This window comes from Flavobacterium sp. (assembly GCF_035299005.1).
In the GTDB taxonomy this organism is placed as follows: Bacteria; Bacteroidota; Bacteroidia; order Flavobacteriales; family Flavobacteriaceae; genus Flavobacterium.
This window is the reverse complement of sequence record NZ_DATGXL010000006.1, coordinates 231600-250770: the sequence shown is the minus strand read 5'-3', so window position 1 is coordinate 250770 and position 19171 is coordinate 231600. Positions and strand designations below refer to the sequence as shown.

The following is a 19171-nucleotide window of genomic DNA, read 5'->3' as shown; positions in this document are numbered from 1 at the left end:
ACAATAGAGTCAAGGAATTTCTAAAGATTTATAACCATTAAAAATTTAAAAAATTCTCACATTTTTCCAATCTGTGTTCCAAAAAATAAAAATCAGTCACCACCAGCGCTTTGCGTAAGTAAACCCGTTTCATCCGCGTGCTAAAAAAACAAACCCAGCATTACACTGGGTTTATTAATTATCTACTAAAAGAAACCTAATTTGTTTTTGTTGTAAGAAATCAACATATTTTTTGTTTGACGGTAATGGTCTAACATCATTTTGTGGTTTTCTCTACCAATTCCGGACTGTTTGTACCCTCCAAATGGTGCGCCAGCAGGATATGCGTGGTATTGATTTACCCACACTCGACCCGCATGTATTGCTCTAGGTACTTGGTATAATTCGTGAGCGTCACGCGTCCAAACTCCAGCTCCCAAACCATACATGGTATCGTTTGCAATTTCAATAGCTTCTTCAGTAGTTTTGAAAGTCGTTACAGCCAATACAGGTCCGAAGATTTCCTCTTGGAAAATACGCATTTTGTTGTGTCCTTTAAACAATGTAGGTTGAATATAGTAACCACCTTCTAAGTCACCGCCTAAATGATTTACATCACCACCACACAACAATTCGGCTCCTTCTTCTTTTCCTAATTTGATGTATGAAAGGATTTTGTCTTTTTGAATTTGAGAAGCTTGTGCCCCCATCATTACAGTTGGGTCTAATGGATGCCCCATTTTAATTGCATTTACACGAGCCAATACTTTTTCAATAAAACGATCATAAATTGATTCGTGGATTAACAATCTAGATGGACACGTACATACTTCTCCTTGATTTAGGGCAAAAAGAGCGACACCTTCCAATGCTTTGTCTAAGAATTCATCGTCGGCATCCATAACAGATGGGAAGAAGATATTAGGTGATTTTCCTCCTAATTCTAACGTTACTGGTATAATATTTTCGGTTGCATATTGCATTACCATTCTTCCTGTAGCAGTTGAACCCGTGAAAGCTGCTTTAGCTACTTTAGGGTTAGTCACTAAAGTTCTTCCTAATTCTGCGCCAAATCCATTCACAACATTCACCACTCCTGCAGGAATTAAATCCCCAATAATTTCCATTAAAACCATAATCGAAATAGGAGTACTTTCTGCTGGTTTCAATACCACACAGTTACCTGCTGCAAGTGCTGGAGCTAATTTCCACACCGCCATCAAGATTGGGAAGTTCCAAGGAATAATTTGTGCAATCACCCCAATTGGTTCATGCATAATGATAGAAACAGTATCTTTATCTAGTTCCGTAATCGAACCTTCTTCTGCACGGATAACACTAGCAAAATATCTAAAATGGTCAATTGCTAACGGAATATCAGCAGCCATCGTTTCACGAATTGCCTTTCCATTATCCATAGTTTCTACAGCTGCAATGTGTGCCAAGTTTGCTTCAATACGGTCTGCAATTTTATTCAACATGATACTACGTTCTGTAGCCGAAGTTTGACTAAAGGTTTTAAACGCTTCATCAGCGGCATTTACAGCCATTTCAATATCCATTTTAGCAGAGTGTGCTGCTTTAGCCATTAATTTACCATCTACAGGAGAAAGTACTTCAAAATATTGCCCTGTTGAAGGTGCTGTCCACTTTCCGTTGATGTAATTATCATACTTTTCTTTTAATTGAGGTCTTTGAACTAAATTACTCATATTTTTAAATGTTTAGGTTTGTTGTTCAAAAGTAACTTCAATATCTATTTTAAAATAGCACTTTTTATGCATTTAATAGCACAAAATTGATAGTAATAAAATTTTATAGCCTAAAAATTATATAAATAATAATTTAATGCTTAATTATTTGTTGGATTGGTAAAGAAGGGATAAGGAAAAAGAAAAAGAGCCAAGAGCCAAGGAAAAAGAGCCAAGAGCCAAGGAAAAAGAGCCAAGGAAAAAGGAAAAAGGAAAAAGGAAAAAGAACCAAGGAAAAAGAACACTGAACACTGAACACCGAACACCGAACACCGAACACTGAATACTGAATACTGAATACTGAACACTGAACACTGAACACCGAACACTGAATACTGAACACTGAATAACTTGTTCAAAAATTCTAATTTCTAATTTCTAAATTCTAATTTTATAAAGTATCTTTGCCTTTTTAAAATTCGATACAAAAATGCGTATATCTTACAATTGGTTAAAACAATTTATAAAAACGGAATTAAAATCTGAAGAAATTGCTGATATCCTAACCGACTTAGGGTTAGAAGTTGAAGGCGTAGACACCTTTGAAAGTTTGAAAGGTGGATTACAAGGTGTGGTAATAGGACACGTGCTTACCTGTGAAAAACATCCAGATGCCGATAAATTGAAAATTACTACTGTTGATTTAGGCGACGGTAATGCTCCTGTTCAAATTGTGTGTGGTGCTCCTAATGTTGCTGTAGGTCAAAAAGTACCTGTAGCTACTATTGGTACCAAACTATATGACAAAGAAGGTAACGCATTCGAAATTAAAAAAGGGAAAATTAGAGGTCAAGAAAGCCACGGAATGATTTGCGCCGAAGATGAGTTAGGTTTAGGAGAAAGTCATGACGGTATTATGATCTTAGCCGAAGATTTAAAACCTGGCACACCTGCTTCAAAAGTATTCAATATAGAATGTGATGAGGTGTTTGAAATAGGATTAACACCAAACCGTGCGGATGCCATGTCACACATGGGAGTTGCTCGTGACTTACGTGCAGGTTTATCACAAAAAGGAACTATTTCTGAATTGATGACACCATCGGTGAGTAAATTCAAAGTAGAAAAACGTATATTAAAAATTGATGTTAAAGTCGAAAACGACAAGCTAGCCCCAAGATATTGTGGTGTTACCATATCAGGAATAACAGTAAAACCTTCACCAAGCTGGTTACAAAACCGATTAAAAGCAATTGGATTAACTCCAAAAAATAATGTGGTGGATGTTACTAATTATGTCTTACATGAATTAGGTCAACCCCTACATGCTTTTGATGCAGCACAAATAAAAGGCAATAAAGTAATTGTAAAAACAGTGGCCGCTGGCACTAAATTTACTACACTAGATGATGTAGAGCGCACATTGCACGAAGAAGATTTGATGATTTGTGATGAAAGCGGTCCAATGTGTATTGCAGGTGTTTTTGGCGGAAAAACTTCAGGCGTTTCAGAAAGTACACAAGCTATCTTTTTAGAAAGTGCCTACTTCAACCCTGTAGCTGTTAGAAAAACTGCTAAAAGACATACCTTAAGCACAGATGCATCATTCCGTTTTGAAAGAGGAATTGACCCAACCATTACAGAATATGCATTAAAACGTGCTGCCTTATTGATTCAAGAGGTTGCAGGAGGAGAAATCACTTCAGACATCGTGGATATTTATCCGAAAAAGATAGAAGATTTTAGTGTTTTTATTCATTTCAATAAAGTCAATAGAATTATTGGTGAAGAAATCAAACCAGAAACTATTAAAAAAATATTGGCTTCTTTAGACATTAAAGTTATTTCTATTTCTGACGCTGGTTTAGGATTAATCATTCCGTCATATCGTGTAGATGTTACTAGAGAAATTGATGTTATTGAAGAAATACTACGCGTATATGGCTATAACAATGTAAAAATCCCAGCAAAACTAAATGCAACGATTGCTAACTCATTACGCACAGAAGAGTTTAATGTGCAAAACATCATTGCAGATCAATTGTGTTCGTTAGGATTTAACGAAATGATGGCCAATTCATTAACAACACCAGATTATGTAAAACTATCTGAAAAATTAAAATCAGAGTTTAATGTAATTATGCTAAATCCGTTGAGTAATGATTTATCGGCTATGCGACAGTCGTTATTATTTTCGGCATTAGAAGCCGTTTCCTTCAACATCAATAGAAAAAGAAGCGATTTAAAGTTTTTTGAATTTGGAAAAACCTATCATAAACTACCCGCTTCTTATGATGAAGAAAAACATTTGACTTTAACCGTAACTGGAAACAAAAGCAATGAAACTTGGGTTAAACCACAAGATAAATCTGACTTTTTCTGGTTTAAAGGGTATGTAATGAGTGTTTTAACACGTTTAGGATTAGACAAAAAAGTAATTGCATTGCCTTTTGAAAATGATGTTTTTGCTGAAGGATTGGCGTTAGCTATTGGTAAAGAAATCATTGTGGAATTTGGTACTGTAAAAAAATCAATTTTAAAACACTTTGACATCAAACAAGAAGTGTTGTATGCTGATTTCAATTGGGGGAAAGTCCAAAAATATGTTTCTAACAAAATCAAATTCACAGATATTCCAAAATATCCTGAAGTACGTCGTGATTTTGCATTGCTAGTAGACGAAAACGTTCAATTTGAGCAGATCTTCAACATCGCAAAACAAACTGAAAAAGGTTTATTAAAAGATGTCAATTTATTCGACGTATACCAAGGAAATAACTTGCCAGAAGGTAAAAAATCATACGCAGTAAGCTTCATCTTACAAGACGATTCAAAAACACTAACCGACACTCAAATTGATAAAATTATGAGTAAGTTACAAAGTAATTTTGAAAGTCAGTTAGGCGCGAGCTTGAGATAGTGTTCTGTTTACAGTCACAGTTTACAGTATAAAAAACTCCCGATTCAAATGAATCGGGAGTTTTTTTCTATATCTAAAGTTCTTGCTTTCATTTCTAGGTAAGGAGAAATCGCATAAAGTTTTAGATAATGTGATTTCTCCTTACCTAGAAATGACAAAAATTTACTCTTTCACAAACTTCGCATTAGCACTACCCTTTTCTGTATTTATTTTTACGAAATACGTACCTGAAGCTAAGTTAGCAACATCAATTGAATTAATATCATTTGTAGTTGCCATAACAATTTGCCCTAATTGATTATATATTTCAACTGAATTGATGTTTACATTTTGTTTCGATTGAATAATATTCAAAACATCTTTTGCAGGATTAGGATATAACGTATAATATGTTCCAAAATCAAAATCTTGCGTACTTAAAGCTACAACAGTTGTTGTGTACGTATTCGTTGTTATCGGGAAATTGTAATCAAAGTAAATGTTAGCATTATTAGTGAAAGTATTTCCAACAACTAACGTAGGTTTCGTTTTAATTTTAAACGCCACATAACCATCATTCGTAGCATCATTAAAATCTAAATTGATGTTTTCAAAAATGAATTCAACTTTATTTCCATTGATTCTGGTATAAAAATCATGACTACTTTTTAGAGGAACTAAAGTTGCAATATCAAACTTAGCCAAATCAATCATATCTTTAACCACAATGTTTTCTGCTGGATACGTACCAGTGTTTTCAAAACGAATAACATAGTGTACGTATTTACCAACTTCACTTGGTGTAATAGTTGTTCCTTCTAAACACATTTTATCGTTTGGATCATAAGAACCTACAACTGTTTGGTCTAACGTAAATGTGTTATCCGTCGACGTTTCATCAGTATTTGCAGAGGTAATTGTTGTCGTATAATTCAAAACATCTCCATTATTAACAGCTGGTGTTTCCATTGGTGAGTTTACATTGAAAGTAATTTCAACTTCTCTGGTTTCAAAAGGTTGCAAATTAGTATAATTCCAAGTAAAACTATTAGTAGCAGAACTATCATAAACAGGATTAGAAGAAACATAATCTAATCTTAAATCATCAAATGTTAAACTTACAGAACCATTTTCAATTTGATTTCCTTTGTTTCGATAAACTAATTTATAGTCCGCATCAAAACCAGGACGAGCTGGAGTAGTTGGAACTAAAACAATTTCAACATCGCTATGAACTCCATTAACCGTTACACAAAAATCTGGCGTAAACGGACTGGCTTGTGTTGGGAAATCTACTGTTACAGATGTTGGCGAAATATTAAAATAACTAGGGTTTTCAAGGTTTGGAGTAATTGTATGATTACCAGATGAAACAGGAATATAATAGTCACCAGATGAATTGGAAATTAGAGAACCCGTCAAAATTCCATTACTAATGGTAAATTTTAAGTTTGGAAAGTTGATGTCTAAAACATCACAACCATTGTAGTTTGAGTCAAATTTTGTATTTCCTAAAATTTCATAAAATGTTCCTCCAGGATTAAATGAACAATATGAATTCAAATTACAATTAGTGTAACCATAATCATTTATTTTTTGTTGCAACAGAACAATATCTCCTTCATCTACACATATGTATTCTAAAGCCATATTCCCACTAAAAGATAATCCAGTCCCATTTGCATTAGGATAAATTGCCCAATTCGAAGTATTATTATTTTTTATATATAAAAAGGTTAATAAATTATCATCACAACGCAAAAAATACATATTAGGAAAACCAGAAACATTTAAACCTGTTATTTGATTGCCTCTGCAATCTAAACGTTCTAAATTAATCAAACCAGAAAAATCTATACTTATCAATTGATTATTAATACAATACAAAAAACGTAAACTCGATAAATTTGAAATATTTAAACTAGTAAGTGAATTGTTATCACAATTTAATGTTTCTAAATTAGTTAAATTTGAAAGATCTATACTTGTTAAATAATTATTATTAAACATCAATAATTCTAAATTATTTAAATCCGAAACATTTAAACTAGGGAGTTGATTATATTGACAGGCCAAAACTATCAAATTTGTTAACCCTGACAGATTTAAACTAGGCAATAGATTGTTTCCACATCTTAACTCTTTTAAGCTTGTTAAACCTGAAACATCTAAAACTCCTAATTGATTGCTAAAACAAGACAAATATTTCAAATTTGTTAATCCAGAAACAATTAAATTATTTAATAGATTGTTAGTACATTGAATTTTTTCCAAATTAGTTAAATTTGAAACATTTAAACTCTGAATCTGATTCGAACTACAAGATAAAGTTATTAAATTGGTTAAAGTCTGAATATTTAAGTTTGTTAATTGATTGTAGTTACAACTCAAGGATTTTAAATTTGAAAAAAATTCTATCCCAGTTAAATCTACAATATTTCCATAATCAAGATTTAAAAATTTGATGACTTGAGCTTCGCTAACTTGTATTTCACCATCACCATTTAAATCAACAACGTGACCTGTAGTTATAGTCCATGAATTGTTTGATGTGTTAAAAACAGGCTCTTCCGTTGACGCAATTTGATTACTCGGGCTTGCTTGTAAAAGTTTAGCCTTAAAATTAGCATCAGGAAAATTAATAATCTGCGCATTTCCTAAAAAACCAATCGTCAAAAAGAATAAAAAGTAAAGTTTTTTCATTTGTCAGATATTAAAGATGTAAAAATAAGATAAATACTTAAATATCAAAGTATCATCTAAAAATTATTAGATTACAAAATTTCCTCAAAATTCACTATTTTAGCGCCATGATAAAAGTCGTTTTAATTGGTTCTGGAAATGTGGCACAACATCTAATTCAAGTGTTGTTACAAGCAAAAAATGTGGATTTGGTACAAGCCTTTGCTCGTACGCCAAGTCATTTATCGCATTTACTTCCTTCGACCAAAATTACTGCTGATTATCAAAAAATTACGGATGCTGATTTGTACATTATTTCGGTTTCGGACAATGCCATTGCTGAAGTTTCTGCACAATTACCATTTGAAAATCGTTTGGTTGTACATACTTCAGGTTCTTCGGAACTTTCGGTTTTAAATGATAAGAACAAAAAAGGTGTTTTTTATCCGTTACAAACCTTTACTAAAGGTAAGGAAATCGACTTCGCTCCTATTCCTATTTGTTTGGAAGCTGAAAATGAAACCGATTACTTACTTTTAGAAAAATTAGGAAATTGTATTTCACAAAAAGTGGTTCACATCAATTCAGAACAACGCAAAAGCTTGCACGTGGCTGCCGTTTTTGTTTGCAATTTTGTGAATCATTTGTACGAAATTGGAAATGAAATTTGCGAAAAGAACAACGTTCCGTTTGAAGTATTGCATCCTTTAATTCAGGAAACAGCTCATAAAATCATGGAACTTTCGCCAAAAGAAGCACAAACAGGTCCGGCTTTACGAAACGATACCAAAACCATTGAAAAACATTTAGATTTCTTAGAAAATCCCGAATATAAAAACTTATATCAATTACTTACACAATCTATACAACATGTCAAAAAGTTATAAAGAACTCATGAACCAAATCACCACTTTTGTCTTTGACGTAGATGGAGTGCTAACCGACGGAACGATTCACGTAACTCCAACAGGTGAAATGCTTCGCAACATGAATATTAGAGATGGTTATGCTATGAAAGCTGCTGTTGAAAACGGCTACACTGTATGTATTATTTCGGGTGGAAGTAACGAAGGTGTTTTTTTGCGTTTACGAAATTTAGGCATTACCGACATTCATTTAGGCGTTTCAGACAAAGTTGAAACCTTTAAAGAATTCACGGATATTTACAGTATAAAGCCAGAAAACGTGTTATATATGGGTGACGATATTCCAGATTATCACGTAATGCAGTTGGTAGGATTACCAACCTGCCCACAAAACGCTGTTCCTGAAATCAAAGGCCTTTCAAAATATATTTCTCACATTGAAGGCGGAAAAGGCGCCGTTAGAGATGTAATTGAACAAGTAATGAAAGTACAAGGCAAATGGATGGAGCATTTTGATGCTAAGTTCGATTAATGATAAGTGGTCAGTGTGGAGTGGTCAGTTGAATAGATTGTGTATAAACTATTAATAGTATAAAATGATTTATCAAGATTTATTAGCTTATAAAAAAGGATTTGAAGTTGCAATGGAGATTTTTGAAGTTTCAAAATCGTTTCCAAAAGAAGAAACCTATTCACTCACTGACCAAATTAGACGTTCGTCTCGAAGTGTTTGTGCAAATATTGCTGAATCTTATCGAAAAAGAGTTTATCCAAAACACTTTCATAGTAAATTGACAGATAGTGATGCTGAAAACTCTGAGACACAAACTTGGTTAGAATTCGCTTACGCCTGCAAATACATAAACGAAAACACTTTCAACGAATTAACCGAAAAGAATAAAGAAGTCGGAAACTGAATAAATTATATGCTATTAAATCCCATAAAATTCGGCGTAAAAACCTAACACTGAATACTGAACACTGAACACTGAATACTGAATACTGAACACTGAATACTGAAACATGAAATACCTAAAACTAATTCGATTCCAAAACCTACTGATGCTTGCTTTCATGCAATTGGTTTTTCGTTATTTATTCTTAGCACAATCTTATGTAGATATGGCGCTAACTGATTTTAATTATATTTTATTAGTGCTCTCAACCGTTTGTATTGCCGCTGGTGGCTATGTCATCAACAACATTATGGATCAAGATACTGACGAAATTGCAAAACCTCAAAATCGTGTAGTGGGTGTTTCTATTTCAGAAACAGTGGCTTATAATTGGTATATAGGTTTAACTATCGTTGGCGTTGGAATTGGATTTTATTTATCCAATGTGATTTATAAACCAACCTTTGCATCCCTGTTTATTTTAGTAGCTACATTGTTATATGTGTATGCCACTAATTTGAAACAAATTCCGCTTTTAGGAAATGTAATTGTAGCGTTTTTATTATCGGTAAGCATCCTAATTATTGCTTTATTTGATATTTTTCCTGCTACTGATATGGATAACAAAATCAGAATGGGTGAAGCGTTTAATATTTTAGTTGACTACGCTATTTTTGCGTTTATCATCAATTTGATTCGAGAATTGGTTAAAGATTTAGAAGATATGGATGGAGATAGTGCAACAGGCATCAATACCTTACCCATTGCAATTGGAATCAACAAAACCAAAATTCTTGTGGGCATTTTAACACTAACGGCTATTGCGCTTTTAGTATATTACATAAAAGTGCATCTTTTTGAATTGGACTATGTGTTGTATTATGGCTTAGTTTTTATAGTAGGCCCACTTATTTTTCTTGGCGTTAAACTAATTCAAGCTAATGAGAAAAAAGAGTATCACGTTTTAAGTAACTTATTAAAAATTGTTTTATTCTTTGGCATACTATCTGTTGCGGTAATTGTATTGAATGTAAAATATGCTTAACAACATCTTACAACATAAAAACATTATTTTGGCTTCGGGTTCACCGAGAAGGCAACAGTTTTTTAAAGAAATGGATTTGACTTTCACTATTCGATTAAAAGAAGTGGAAGAAATTTATCCCGATCATTTAAAAGCGGAAGAAATCACTAATTTCTTAGCCGAATTAAAAGCCAATGCGTTTGAAAACGAATTAAATGAAAATGATATTCTAATTACCAGCGATACAATTGTTTGGTTGAATGAAAAAGCTTTGGGTAAGCCAAAAGATTATGATGATGCTTTCAAGATGCTACAAGCATTAGCCAATCAAACACATCAAGTCATTACTTCGGTTTGTATGAAAACATTAGCCAAAACCGAAACCTTTCATTGTGTGACAAAAGTAACCTTTGGTAGACTATCGGAGGAGCATATTCGCTATTATTTAGACCTATATAAACCGTTTGATAAAGCAGGTAGTTATGGTATTCAAGATTGGATTGGTTTAATTGGAATTGCTAAAATAGAAGGTTCCTATACCAATGTTGTTGGTTTGCCCACAGAAATGTTATTTCAAAAATTAATGCACTATGTTTAAACTAATCGAAAATCCCTATTTACACGAAGAGATTGCTACTCTATTGGTGCTTTTTTTATACATCCTTTTTAGAGTAGTAAGCAGTAAAATTGTGCGTAAATATGCCAATTTGAATGAAATATTAGAACACCGTACAAATTTGGTTATCAAATACATCAACTTACTATTAGGGATTTTAGCACTTATATCCATTGTCATCATTTGGGGAGTAAAGAAAGATCAAATTTTACTATTTATTTCATCTGTATTTGCTGTAGTTGGGGTGGCATCGTTTGCCCAATGGTCTATATTGAGTAACATTACCGCTGGAATTATCATTTTCTTTTCGTATCCATTTAAAATTGGAGATAAAATTAAAGTACATGACAAAGATTTTCCTATAGAAGGAGAAATTGTTGATATCAAAGCTTTTTATGTGATTTTAAAATCTACAGATGGCGAAATGATAACCTATCCCAATAATTTATTAATGCAGAAAGGCATTTCAGTAATTTATAGAATCGCTGAAGAAAAAGAATTTTTTGATTAAATCAATTAATAAAATAGTGTTAAAAAGGGAGCAATTAAAACTTCCTTTTTTTTATTTCCTTATTTTTGAATCAAAACCATCACAATGAATAGAAACATTACTTTACTCCTATTTGTATTCACAAGCCTCACAACATTTGCACAAGCTCCTCAAAAATTGAGTTCAGTGGAAATTTATGAACAAGTACAAAAACTAAATTTTTTAGGCAAAGTATTGTATGTGGCGGCTCATCCAGATGATGAGAACACCAAATTGATTACCTATTTTTCTAATTATTATCACGCTCAAACAGCTTATTTATCGCTTACCCGTGGTGATGGCGGGCAAAATTTAATTGGAACCGAATTAAGAGAAAAACTAGGCGCAATTAGAACACAAGAGTTATTAGCCGCTAGAAGAATTGATGGAGGGGAACAGTTTTTTACCCGTGCCAATGATTTTGGATTTTCTAAAGAACCGAATGAAACCTTTGCCATTTGGAATAAAAATGAAGTATTAGAAGACGTTGTACAGGTCATTGAAACCTTTCAACCAGATATTATCATTAATCGTTTTAATCACAGTACGCCTGGAACAACACACGGACATCATACTGCATCAGCAATGTTAAGTTTGGAAGCGTATGATTTGGTAAAATACAAACCCAAACGAATCTTTTTCAACACTTCATGGTGGTTTTATGGTAGTCAAGAAGCTTTTGATGCTGCTGATAAAACAAAATTATTAGCTATAAACTCTAATGTTTATTATCCTTTAAAAGGAAAAAGCAATAATGAAATAGCCGCTTTAAGTCGTAGTCAACACAAATGTCAAGGCTTTGGAACTATTGGAAGTCGTGGTGATGAAACCGAATATTTAGAGCTTTTAAAAGGTGATTTACCAATAAATACAAATCTTTTCGAAGGAATTGATACCACATGGAATCGCGTAAAAGGCGGCACTGAAATCGGTACGATTTTAAATGAGATTGAGAAGAATTTCAACTTTGAAAATCCATCTGTTCACATACCTAATTTGATGAAAGCGTATGATTTGATTCAGAAGTTAGAAGATTCTCATTGGAAGTCTATCAAATCCAAACAAATTATTAAAATATTAGAAGCGTGCAGTGGTTTGTTTATGGAAGCAGTTGCAGATACTGAAACCACAACAAAAGATAGCCCATTCAACATCAATATTGAAGTCATTAATCGAAGTCAATCAAATGCGAAATTAATATCGGTAAAAGCCTTAGCACTTCCAACAGCATTGAAAAATATTGCTTTAAAAAATAATGAAAAAATAAGCTTTCAATTTAAAAATGTACAGGTTGGTGAAGTTGTTGATTATTCAAACTTATTTTGGTTAAAAGAACAAAAAACAGAAGGAATGTACCAAGTATCTGATAAATCTATTCGTATTCTTCCAGAAGTTGTTGTTAATTTTCCTGTTGTGTTTACCATTGAAATGGAAGGTAAAACAATAGAATTTGTAAAAAACATTTGCTACAAATTCAACAATCCAGATGATGGAGAAACCTATGCCCCATTTACAGTTTTACCCGCTGTAACTACTAAAATTGAACCTGAAGTAATTATTTTCAATGGTACACAATCTAAAGAAATAACTGTAACTATTAAAGCACACAAACCCAATGCTAAAGGCACATTAAGCATTATAATCCCAACAGATTGGAAAGTAAGTCCAAAAGAAATTCCGTTTGAAATAACCACAAAAAACGAAGAAAAGAAATATACATTTACACTATACCCAACAAAGCCTGAAATAGCTACTACATTAAAAGCTAATGTACAAATAGAAAATACTATTTTAGATCAAGAACTTGTTAATATTCAGTACCCGCACATCCCAAAACAGACTATTTTAGTTCCTTCTGAATCAAAATTAGTAAAATTAGACATTGAAACGAAAGGTAAGAACATTGGATATATTATGGGAGCTGGAGACGAAGTACATAAAAACTTAGAAAATCTAGGTTTTAAAGTTTCTACCATTCATCCAAGTGAGATTACAGAAACTAATATCAAACAATTTGATGCGGTGATTTTAGGTATTAGAGCTTTTAATGTAGTTGATGAATTGAAATATAAGAATAAAATATTGTTTGATTATGTGAATAATGGAGGTAATCTAATCATTCAATACAACACTACTAACAATTTAACTACCAAAGAAATAGCGCCTTTTGAATTAAAATTATCTAATGAAAGAGTTACGGATGAAAATGCAAAAGTTACTTTCTTAGCTCCAAATCATAAGGTATTAAATCAGCCAAATAAAATTACCGAAAAAGACTTTACAGGTTGGGTACAAGAGCAAGGACTTTATTATCCAAATAAATGGAGTTCAGAATTTATTCCAATTTTTGCTTCCAATGATGAAGGAGAATCACCTAAACAAGGCGGATTACTCATTGCAAAATATGGAAAAGGGAATTACATTTACACTGGTTTAAGTTTTTTTAGAGAATTACCCGAAGGTGTTAGTGGCGCCTATCGATTAATGGCTAATATGATAGCTTTAGAGTAATGATTTTAGAACCCTGATAAAGAAATTATTATGAATGAACCTAAATACAAATGGAAAAAAAGCTATAGCGTCGTGTTGATTCTGAATGCGCTTTATATATTAATTTTCTATTTACTAATGGAAATATACAACTAATATGGAAATTATAGATTGGATTGTATTATCCACTACCCTTTTTTTTATTGTAGTATATGGTGCTTTAAAAACCAAAGGAAGTGCAACCGTAAAAGACTATTTGTTAGACAACAACGAAACGCCTTGGTTTACAGTTGGTATTTCGGTCATGGCAACACAAGCCAGTGCTATAACATTTTTATCCACTCCCGGTCAAGCATATCATGATGGAATGGGATTTGTACAATTCTATTTTGGATTGCCTTTAGCCATGATTGTGATTGCTTATACGTTCATTCCTATTTATCATAAATTAAAAGTCTTTACTGCCTACGAATACTTAGAACAACGCTTTAATGTAGGAACAAGGACCTTAGCATCTGTGCTATTTTTAATTCAAAGAGGTTTGGGTACAGGAATCACAATTTATGCCCCCTCAATTATCTTATCGGCTCTTTTGGGTTGGAATTTAACAATGTTAAATGTCATCATTGGTGTTTTGGTTATCATTTACACTGTTTCTGGTGGCACAAAAGCAGTCAATGTGACACAAAAACAACAGATGTTTGTGATTATGTCGGGCATGTTTATCACCTTTTTTGTTATTCTAGCTCATTTACCACAAGATGTTGATTTTTCGAATGTTTTACATATTGCCGGCGCCAATGGTAAAATGGATATTCTAGATTTTTCATATAATCCAGAAACACGCTATACCTTTTGGAGTGGTATAACTGGAGGATTTTTCTTAATGTTGTCCTATTTTGGAACTGACCAATCGCAAGTAGGTCGTTATCTTTCAGGAAAATCAATCAAAGAAAGCCAAATGGGATTAATTATGAATGGCATTTTAAAAGTTCCCATGCAGTTTTTTATATTGTTAACTGGTGTTTTAGTTTTTGTATTTTTTCAGTTCAATGATGCTCCTTTGCACTTTAATCCTATTAACGTAGAAAAGGTTTCGAATTCTTCACAAAAAGAAGCTTATCGCGGTTTAGAAAAACAATTGAATCAAATCAATATTGATAAAAAAGTAGTTAATCAAATTTATATTGAACAATTAAAACATAACGAATACGATAACCCAACACTGCGTAAAAAAATGATTGCTTTGTCTTTAGAAGAAAAAGAACTTAGAGACGATGCCAAAAGCTTAATTTCAAAAGCAGACAAAAGTGCTGAAACCAATGATAAAGATTATGTGTTTTTATACTTTATCATGAATTATTTACCCAAAGGGCTTTTGGGGTTGCTATTAGCCGTAATTATTAGCGCAGCTATGTCTTCAAGTGCCTCAGGTTTAAATTCCCTTGCAGCGACCACAGCTATTGACTTATACAAGCGAAATGTAACTCAAAAATCAGATAAACATTACGTTTATGCCACGCAATATTTTACTTTGTTTTGGGGAATTGTAGCCATAGGTTTTGCTTGTGTAAGTTCGTTATTTGAAAATTTAATCCAATTGGTAAATATTATTGGTTCTATATTTTATGGAACTGTTTTAGGTATTTTCTTAATTGGTTTTTATGTAAAATACATCAAAGGAAAAGCTGTTTTTTATGGAGGAATTATCAGTCAAACTATTGTGATTTTAATCTTTCTACAGTATATTTTCTTTGAATCAAATGAGAGTGAAAAATTAGGTTATTTATGGCTCAATTTAATTGGTGTAGTACTCACCTTAGGAATTTCATTTATATTGCAACAGTTTTTTAATAAAAAAGAAGTATAAAAAAAGTCCAGTTTTTAACTGGACTTTTCCTTTTTGAATTAACACGTAACTATTATTTTGACCATTCAGTAATACTGTCTTTATTCATTTTCTCATAATCAGCATTTCCTTCCTTAATTGCTCCTTCTAGAGATAATTTAGCAGTTTGAATTGCGCCTTTTTTATCTCCTAATTTAGCTTGAATCAACGATTTCAATCGCAAATACCAGTATGGAACATCTTTGTCTTTTGGAGACAAACTAACTGCTGAATTCACCCAAGAAAGAGCTTTATTCAAATCACCGTTAGTTTGATAAAAATATTGAGCCGCAGCAAAATAATCTCCAGCAGATGGACCTGCTAATGTTTTTTCAATACTTTTCATAGCTGCTTCTTGCGTAGGAACTGTAAAAGGCACAGAAACAATTGTTCTCTCCCAAGACAATTCTAATACCCCAGAATCGTTTGATAAATTATTTAAAAAAATAGAAAACGATTCAACCGATTTTGATAAAGTTTCTGGCTTAACAGTAACTCTCAAAGCAACTTTAGCTTCATCCCATACTTCTGGTAATCCCCAATTATTAGTATCTGTATAAAAAATAATATCCCAACTATCAGCTTTTGGTGTAGTATATAATGCATATTTTCCTTTTGCAAGATCTTTACCACATATTTTTACATTTTCACTAAAAGAAATAGTTGTATTGGCATTGGCACCTGTTCTCCAGTTTTTTCCAAATGGAACTAAATCACCATAAACAGTTCTTCCTTTTGCACTAGGTCTTGAATAATCAATTTGAATATTAGTTAATCCCACCACCTGTTCTACTTTTGCAGCTGGACTAGCTTGAGGTGTTTTTACCTGTGCTTCAACAAAAAAATTGGCAAGCATTACCGCCAATATCACAATAACTTTTCTCATAGATTTGATTTTTAGTTTTTCAAAATTACAAATTGTTATCGATTCAAATGTTAAGAATAACTTAAATGAGTTAATATTGTTTAATCATTTTAAATATATGTTAAACAAATTTGTAACTTTACAAAAAAATTAAGATGAAAATATATCGATTACATACCAAACAAAATTTACCAATTACCATTGATAAAGCTTGGGAGTTGCTATCTGACCCAAAAAACCTACAATTAATAACTCCTGATTATATGGGATTCAAAATTCTTTCAGGTGCTGACAGACCAATGTATCCTGGTCAAATCATCCAATATATTGTAACTCCAGTTTTGAGTATACCAACTAAATGGGTTACCGAAATCACGCATGTTGTGGACAAACAGTATTTTGTGGATGAGCAACGTTTTGGTCCATACGCGCTGTGGCATCACAAACATTTTATTAAAGAAATTCCAGGTGGCATTGAAATGGAAGATATTGTAGATTATAAAGTTCCGATGGGGATTTTAGGACAATTGGTTCATCCTATTTTAGTTAAACCGAAATTAGACGAAATTTTCGAATACAGAAGAAAAAAATTAATCGAATTGTTTGGCGAATTTAACGGATAACATCATGAAAAACATACTATTAATAGGCGGATCATACGGAATAGGATTAGCTATAGCAAAAGAACTACAATTTGAAAACAATATTTACATCGCCTCAAGAAGTAGTGAAAATCTTGTCGGTGTAAAAGCGACTCACATTGCATTTGATGCAACTAGTGATACTATTAATACTTCGCAATTACCTACAGTGATTGATGGCTTAGTATATTGTCCAGGAAGTATCAACTTAAGACCTTTCAAGGGATTAAAACCTGAAGCTTTTGAAACTGATTTACAAATTAATTTCATAAGTTTGGTTAAAGTAATTCAATCTGTTTTACCAAACTTATTGGCAGCAGAACAAGCTAGCATTGTAGTTTTTAGCAGTGTTGCCGCCACTATGGGAATGCCATTTCATACCAGCGTTGCTGCATCAAAAGGTGCTATCGAAGGTTTTGCAAAAGCTTTAGCTGCAGAATACGCACCAAAAATAAGAGTAAATGTTGTTGCGCCATCATTAACCGACACACCTTTAGCTGATAAATTCTTGAATAACGAAACAAAACAAGAAAAATCAGCTGAGCGTCATCCATTAAAACGATATGGAAAACCAGAAGACAGTGCACAGATGGCAACTTTTTTATTAAGTGATAAAAGCAGTTGGATTTCGGGACAAATTTTTCATGTAGATGGTGGAATGTCGACATTATTAATTAACGGATAACAAATTTTTCGCTTCGATAAAATGTAAACCAATTTCATAGAGAAGCGGAATGATGAAAAACTAGAAACAAATAAAAAAATGAACATTTTTTGGTTTAGACGTGATTTAAGAGTAGATGACAATGTGGGATTTTTTCATGCTTTAAGTAGCAGTGAAGAAATATTGCCTGTTTTTATATTTGATGAAAACATATTGTCACAATTACCAAAAAATGATGCTCGGGTTACATTTATCCACGAACAACTGGAAAAAATCCAATTAGAGTTGAATAAAATTGGTAAATCATTAGCGGTTTTTCATGGAAATCCGTTTGAAATTTTTACCCAAATAATTTCAGAAAATAAAATTACTTCGGTTTACACCAATCACGATTATGAACCTTACGCTCGCAAGCGCGACAAGGAAATGAATCAATTATTTGTAACTAATGGGATTTCATTTTTAACCAGTAAAGACCAAGTGATTTTTGAAAAAAGCGAAGTGGTAAAAGACGACGGAAGTCCGTATGTAGTTTACACGCCTTATTCGAAAAAATGGAAAGAAAATTTCAGAAAGATTAAATTAGTGCATTACAATTCGGAAGATAAATTAGATAAGATTGCGAAACACTCCTACCCTTTTTTATCATTAGCGGATATTGGTTTTGAAAAATCAAACATAAAAGTTTCACCATTTGATGTTTCCGAGAATTTAATTCAGAATTACGAAGCTACTCGAAATTTTCCTGCTTTAAACAAAACTTCTTATTTAGGAATTTACCTCCGATTTGGAGCAGTATCCATTCGAAATATGATTGCAAAAGCCATCGCTGAAAAAAACGAAACCTTTTGGAACGAATTAATTTGGCGAGAATTCTTTATGCAAATATTATGGCATTTTCCACATACTATGAACAAAAGTTTTCGACCAAAATATGATGCGATTATTTGGGACAATAACCGAGCATTATTTCAAAAATGGTGTGAGGGAAAAACAGGTTATCCTTTCGTTGATGCTGGAATGCGAGAATTAAATACAACTGGACACATGCACAATCGTGTGCGCATGATTGTTGCAAGTTTTTTATGTAAACATTTACTAATCGATTGGCGCTGGGGTGAAGTATATTTTGCTCAAAAGCTTTTAGATTACGAAATGGCGAGTAATGTTGGAAATTGGCAATGGGCTGCGGGTTCTGGAGTTGATGCTGCTCCGTATTTTCGAATTTTCAACCCAACAGAACAAATCAAAAAATTTGATAAAGACTTAAAATATATTAAAAAATGGATTCCTGAATTGGAAACCCAGTATTATCCAAAACCAATTGTAGACCACAAAGAAGCTCGAGAACGTTGCTTAAAAGTGTACAAAGAAGCAGTTGGCTAGTTCAGTGTTCAGTATTCAGTGTTCAGTATATAGTGTTCAGCAAAAAACTGTTTAA

The 19171-nt window shown here is 32.7% G+C and carries 15 protein-coding genes; 12 read left to right on the top strand and 3 right to left on the bottom strand.

What is annotated here, in order from left to right; all coding sequences use genetic code 11:
- Window positions 1-185 precede the first annotated feature (185 nt).
- Window positions 186-1691: an aldehyde dehydrogenase family protein gene (locus VK164_RS04390; RefSeq protein ID WP_324208189.1), complete on the bottom strand. Its 1506-nt coding sequence runs from the start codon at window positions 1689-1691 to the stop codon at window positions 186-188.
- Between the two features lie 469 nt (window positions 1692-2160).
- On the opposite strand from VK164_RS04390, the gene pheT reads away from it, so the two are divergent.
- Window positions 2161-4590 carry a phenylalanine--tRNA ligase subunit beta gene (gene pheT / locus VK164_RS04385; protein WP_324208188.1) on the top strand — a complete coding sequence of 810 codons (2430 nt, stop codon included), beginning with the start codon at window positions 2161-2163 and terminating at the stop codon, window positions 4588-4590.
- A 162-nt stretch (window positions 4591-4752) separates the two neighbouring features.
- Here pheT and VK164_RS04380 read toward each other — a convergent pair whose 3' ends face one another.
- Window positions 4753-7272, bottom strand: coding sequence for a DUF7619 domain-containing protein (locus VK164_RS04380; RefSeq protein WP_324208187.1), 2520 nt, complete (start codon window positions 7270-7272; stop codon window positions 4753-4755).
- Window positions 7273-7379: 107 nt separating this feature from the next.
- Between VK164_RS04380 and VK164_RS04375 the strand changes: the two genes are divergently transcribed.
- From VK164_RS04375 to VK164_RS04340, 8 genes are all read left to right on the top strand, one after another.
- Window positions 7380-8138, top strand: coding sequence for a Rossmann-like and DUF2520 domain-containing protein (locus tag VK164_RS04375; protein WP_324208186.1), 759 nt, complete (start codon window positions 7380-7382; stop codon window positions 8136-8138).
- Complete coding sequence (locus tag VK164_RS04370; RefSeq protein WP_324208185.1) at window positions 8122-8649, top strand: HAD-IIIA family hydrolase; 528 nt, start codon at window positions 8122-8124, stop codon at window positions 8647-8649. Before VK164_RS04375 ends, VK164_RS04370 begins: the two co-directional genes overlap by 17 nt.
- Window positions 8650-8713: 64 nt before the next feature.
- Window positions 8714-9034, top strand: a complete 321-nt coding sequence (locus VK164_RS04365; protein WP_324208184.1) for a four helix bundle protein — start codon at window positions 8714-8716, stop codon at window positions 9032-9034.
- A 106-nt stretch (window positions 9035-9140) separates the two neighbouring features.
- Window positions 9141-10058, top strand: a complete 918-nt coding sequence (locus VK164_RS04360) for a geranylgeranylglycerol-phosphate geranylgeranyltransferase (protein ID WP_324208183.1) — start codon at window positions 9141-9143, stop codon at window positions 10056-10058.
- Window positions 10051-10635, top strand: coding sequence for a Maf-like protein (locus VK164_RS04355; protein WP_324208182.1), 585 nt, complete (start codon window positions 10051-10053; stop codon window positions 10633-10635). The genes VK164_RS04360 and VK164_RS04355 overlap by 8 nt, the downstream gene beginning before the upstream one ends.
- Complete coding sequence (locus VK164_RS04350) at window positions 10628-11164, top strand: mechanosensitive ion channel domain-containing protein (RefSeq protein ID WP_324208181.1); 537 nt, start codon at window positions 10628-10630, stop codon at window positions 11162-11164. The genes VK164_RS04355 and VK164_RS04350 overlap by 8 nt, the downstream gene beginning before the upstream one ends.
- Before the next feature lie 84 nt (window positions 11165-11248).
- Window positions 11249-13693 carry a PIG-L family deacetylase gene (locus tag VK164_RS04345; RefSeq protein WP_324208180.1) on the top strand — a complete coding sequence of 815 codons (2445 nt, stop codon included), beginning with the start codon at window positions 11249-11251 and terminating at the stop codon, window positions 13691-13693.
- A 136-nt stretch (window positions 13694-13829) separates the two neighbouring features.
- A complete protein-coding gene (locus VK164_RS04340) occupies window positions 13830-15542 on the top strand; it encodes a sodium:solute symporter (RefSeq protein WP_324208179.1) in 1713 nt (570 codons plus the stop codon).
- Between the two features lie 52 nt (window positions 15543-15594).
- On the opposite strand, the gene VK164_RS04335 is transcribed toward VK164_RS04340, so the two are convergent.
- Window positions 15595-16446, bottom strand: coding sequence for a DUF2911 domain-containing protein (locus VK164_RS04335; protein ID WP_324208178.1), 852 nt, complete (start codon window positions 16444-16446; stop codon window positions 15595-15597).
- A 134-nt stretch (window positions 16447-16580) separates the two neighbouring features.
- Here VK164_RS04335 and VK164_RS04330 point away from each other — a divergent pair, with 134 nt between their 5' ends.
- From VK164_RS04330 to VK164_RS04320, 3 genes are all read left to right on the top strand, one after another.
- A complete protein-coding gene (locus VK164_RS04330) occupies window positions 16581-17048 on the top strand; it encodes an SRPBCC family protein (RefSeq protein WP_324208177.1) in 468 nt (155 codons plus the stop codon).
- 4 nt (window positions 17049-17052) lie between these two features.
- Window positions 17053-17751 (top strand): SDR family oxidoreductase, encoded by a 699-nt coding sequence (locus VK164_RS04325; protein WP_324208176.1) that lies wholly within the window; start codon window positions 17053-17055, stop codon window positions 17749-17751.
- A 78-nt stretch (window positions 17752-17829) separates the two neighbouring features.
- Window positions 17830-19116 carry a deoxyribodipyrimidine photo-lyase gene (locus VK164_RS04320; RefSeq protein WP_324208175.1) on the top strand — a complete coding sequence of 429 codons (1287 nt, stop codon included), beginning with the start codon at window positions 17830-17832 and terminating at the stop codon, window positions 19114-19116.
- Window positions 19117-19171: the final 55 nt, after the last annotated feature.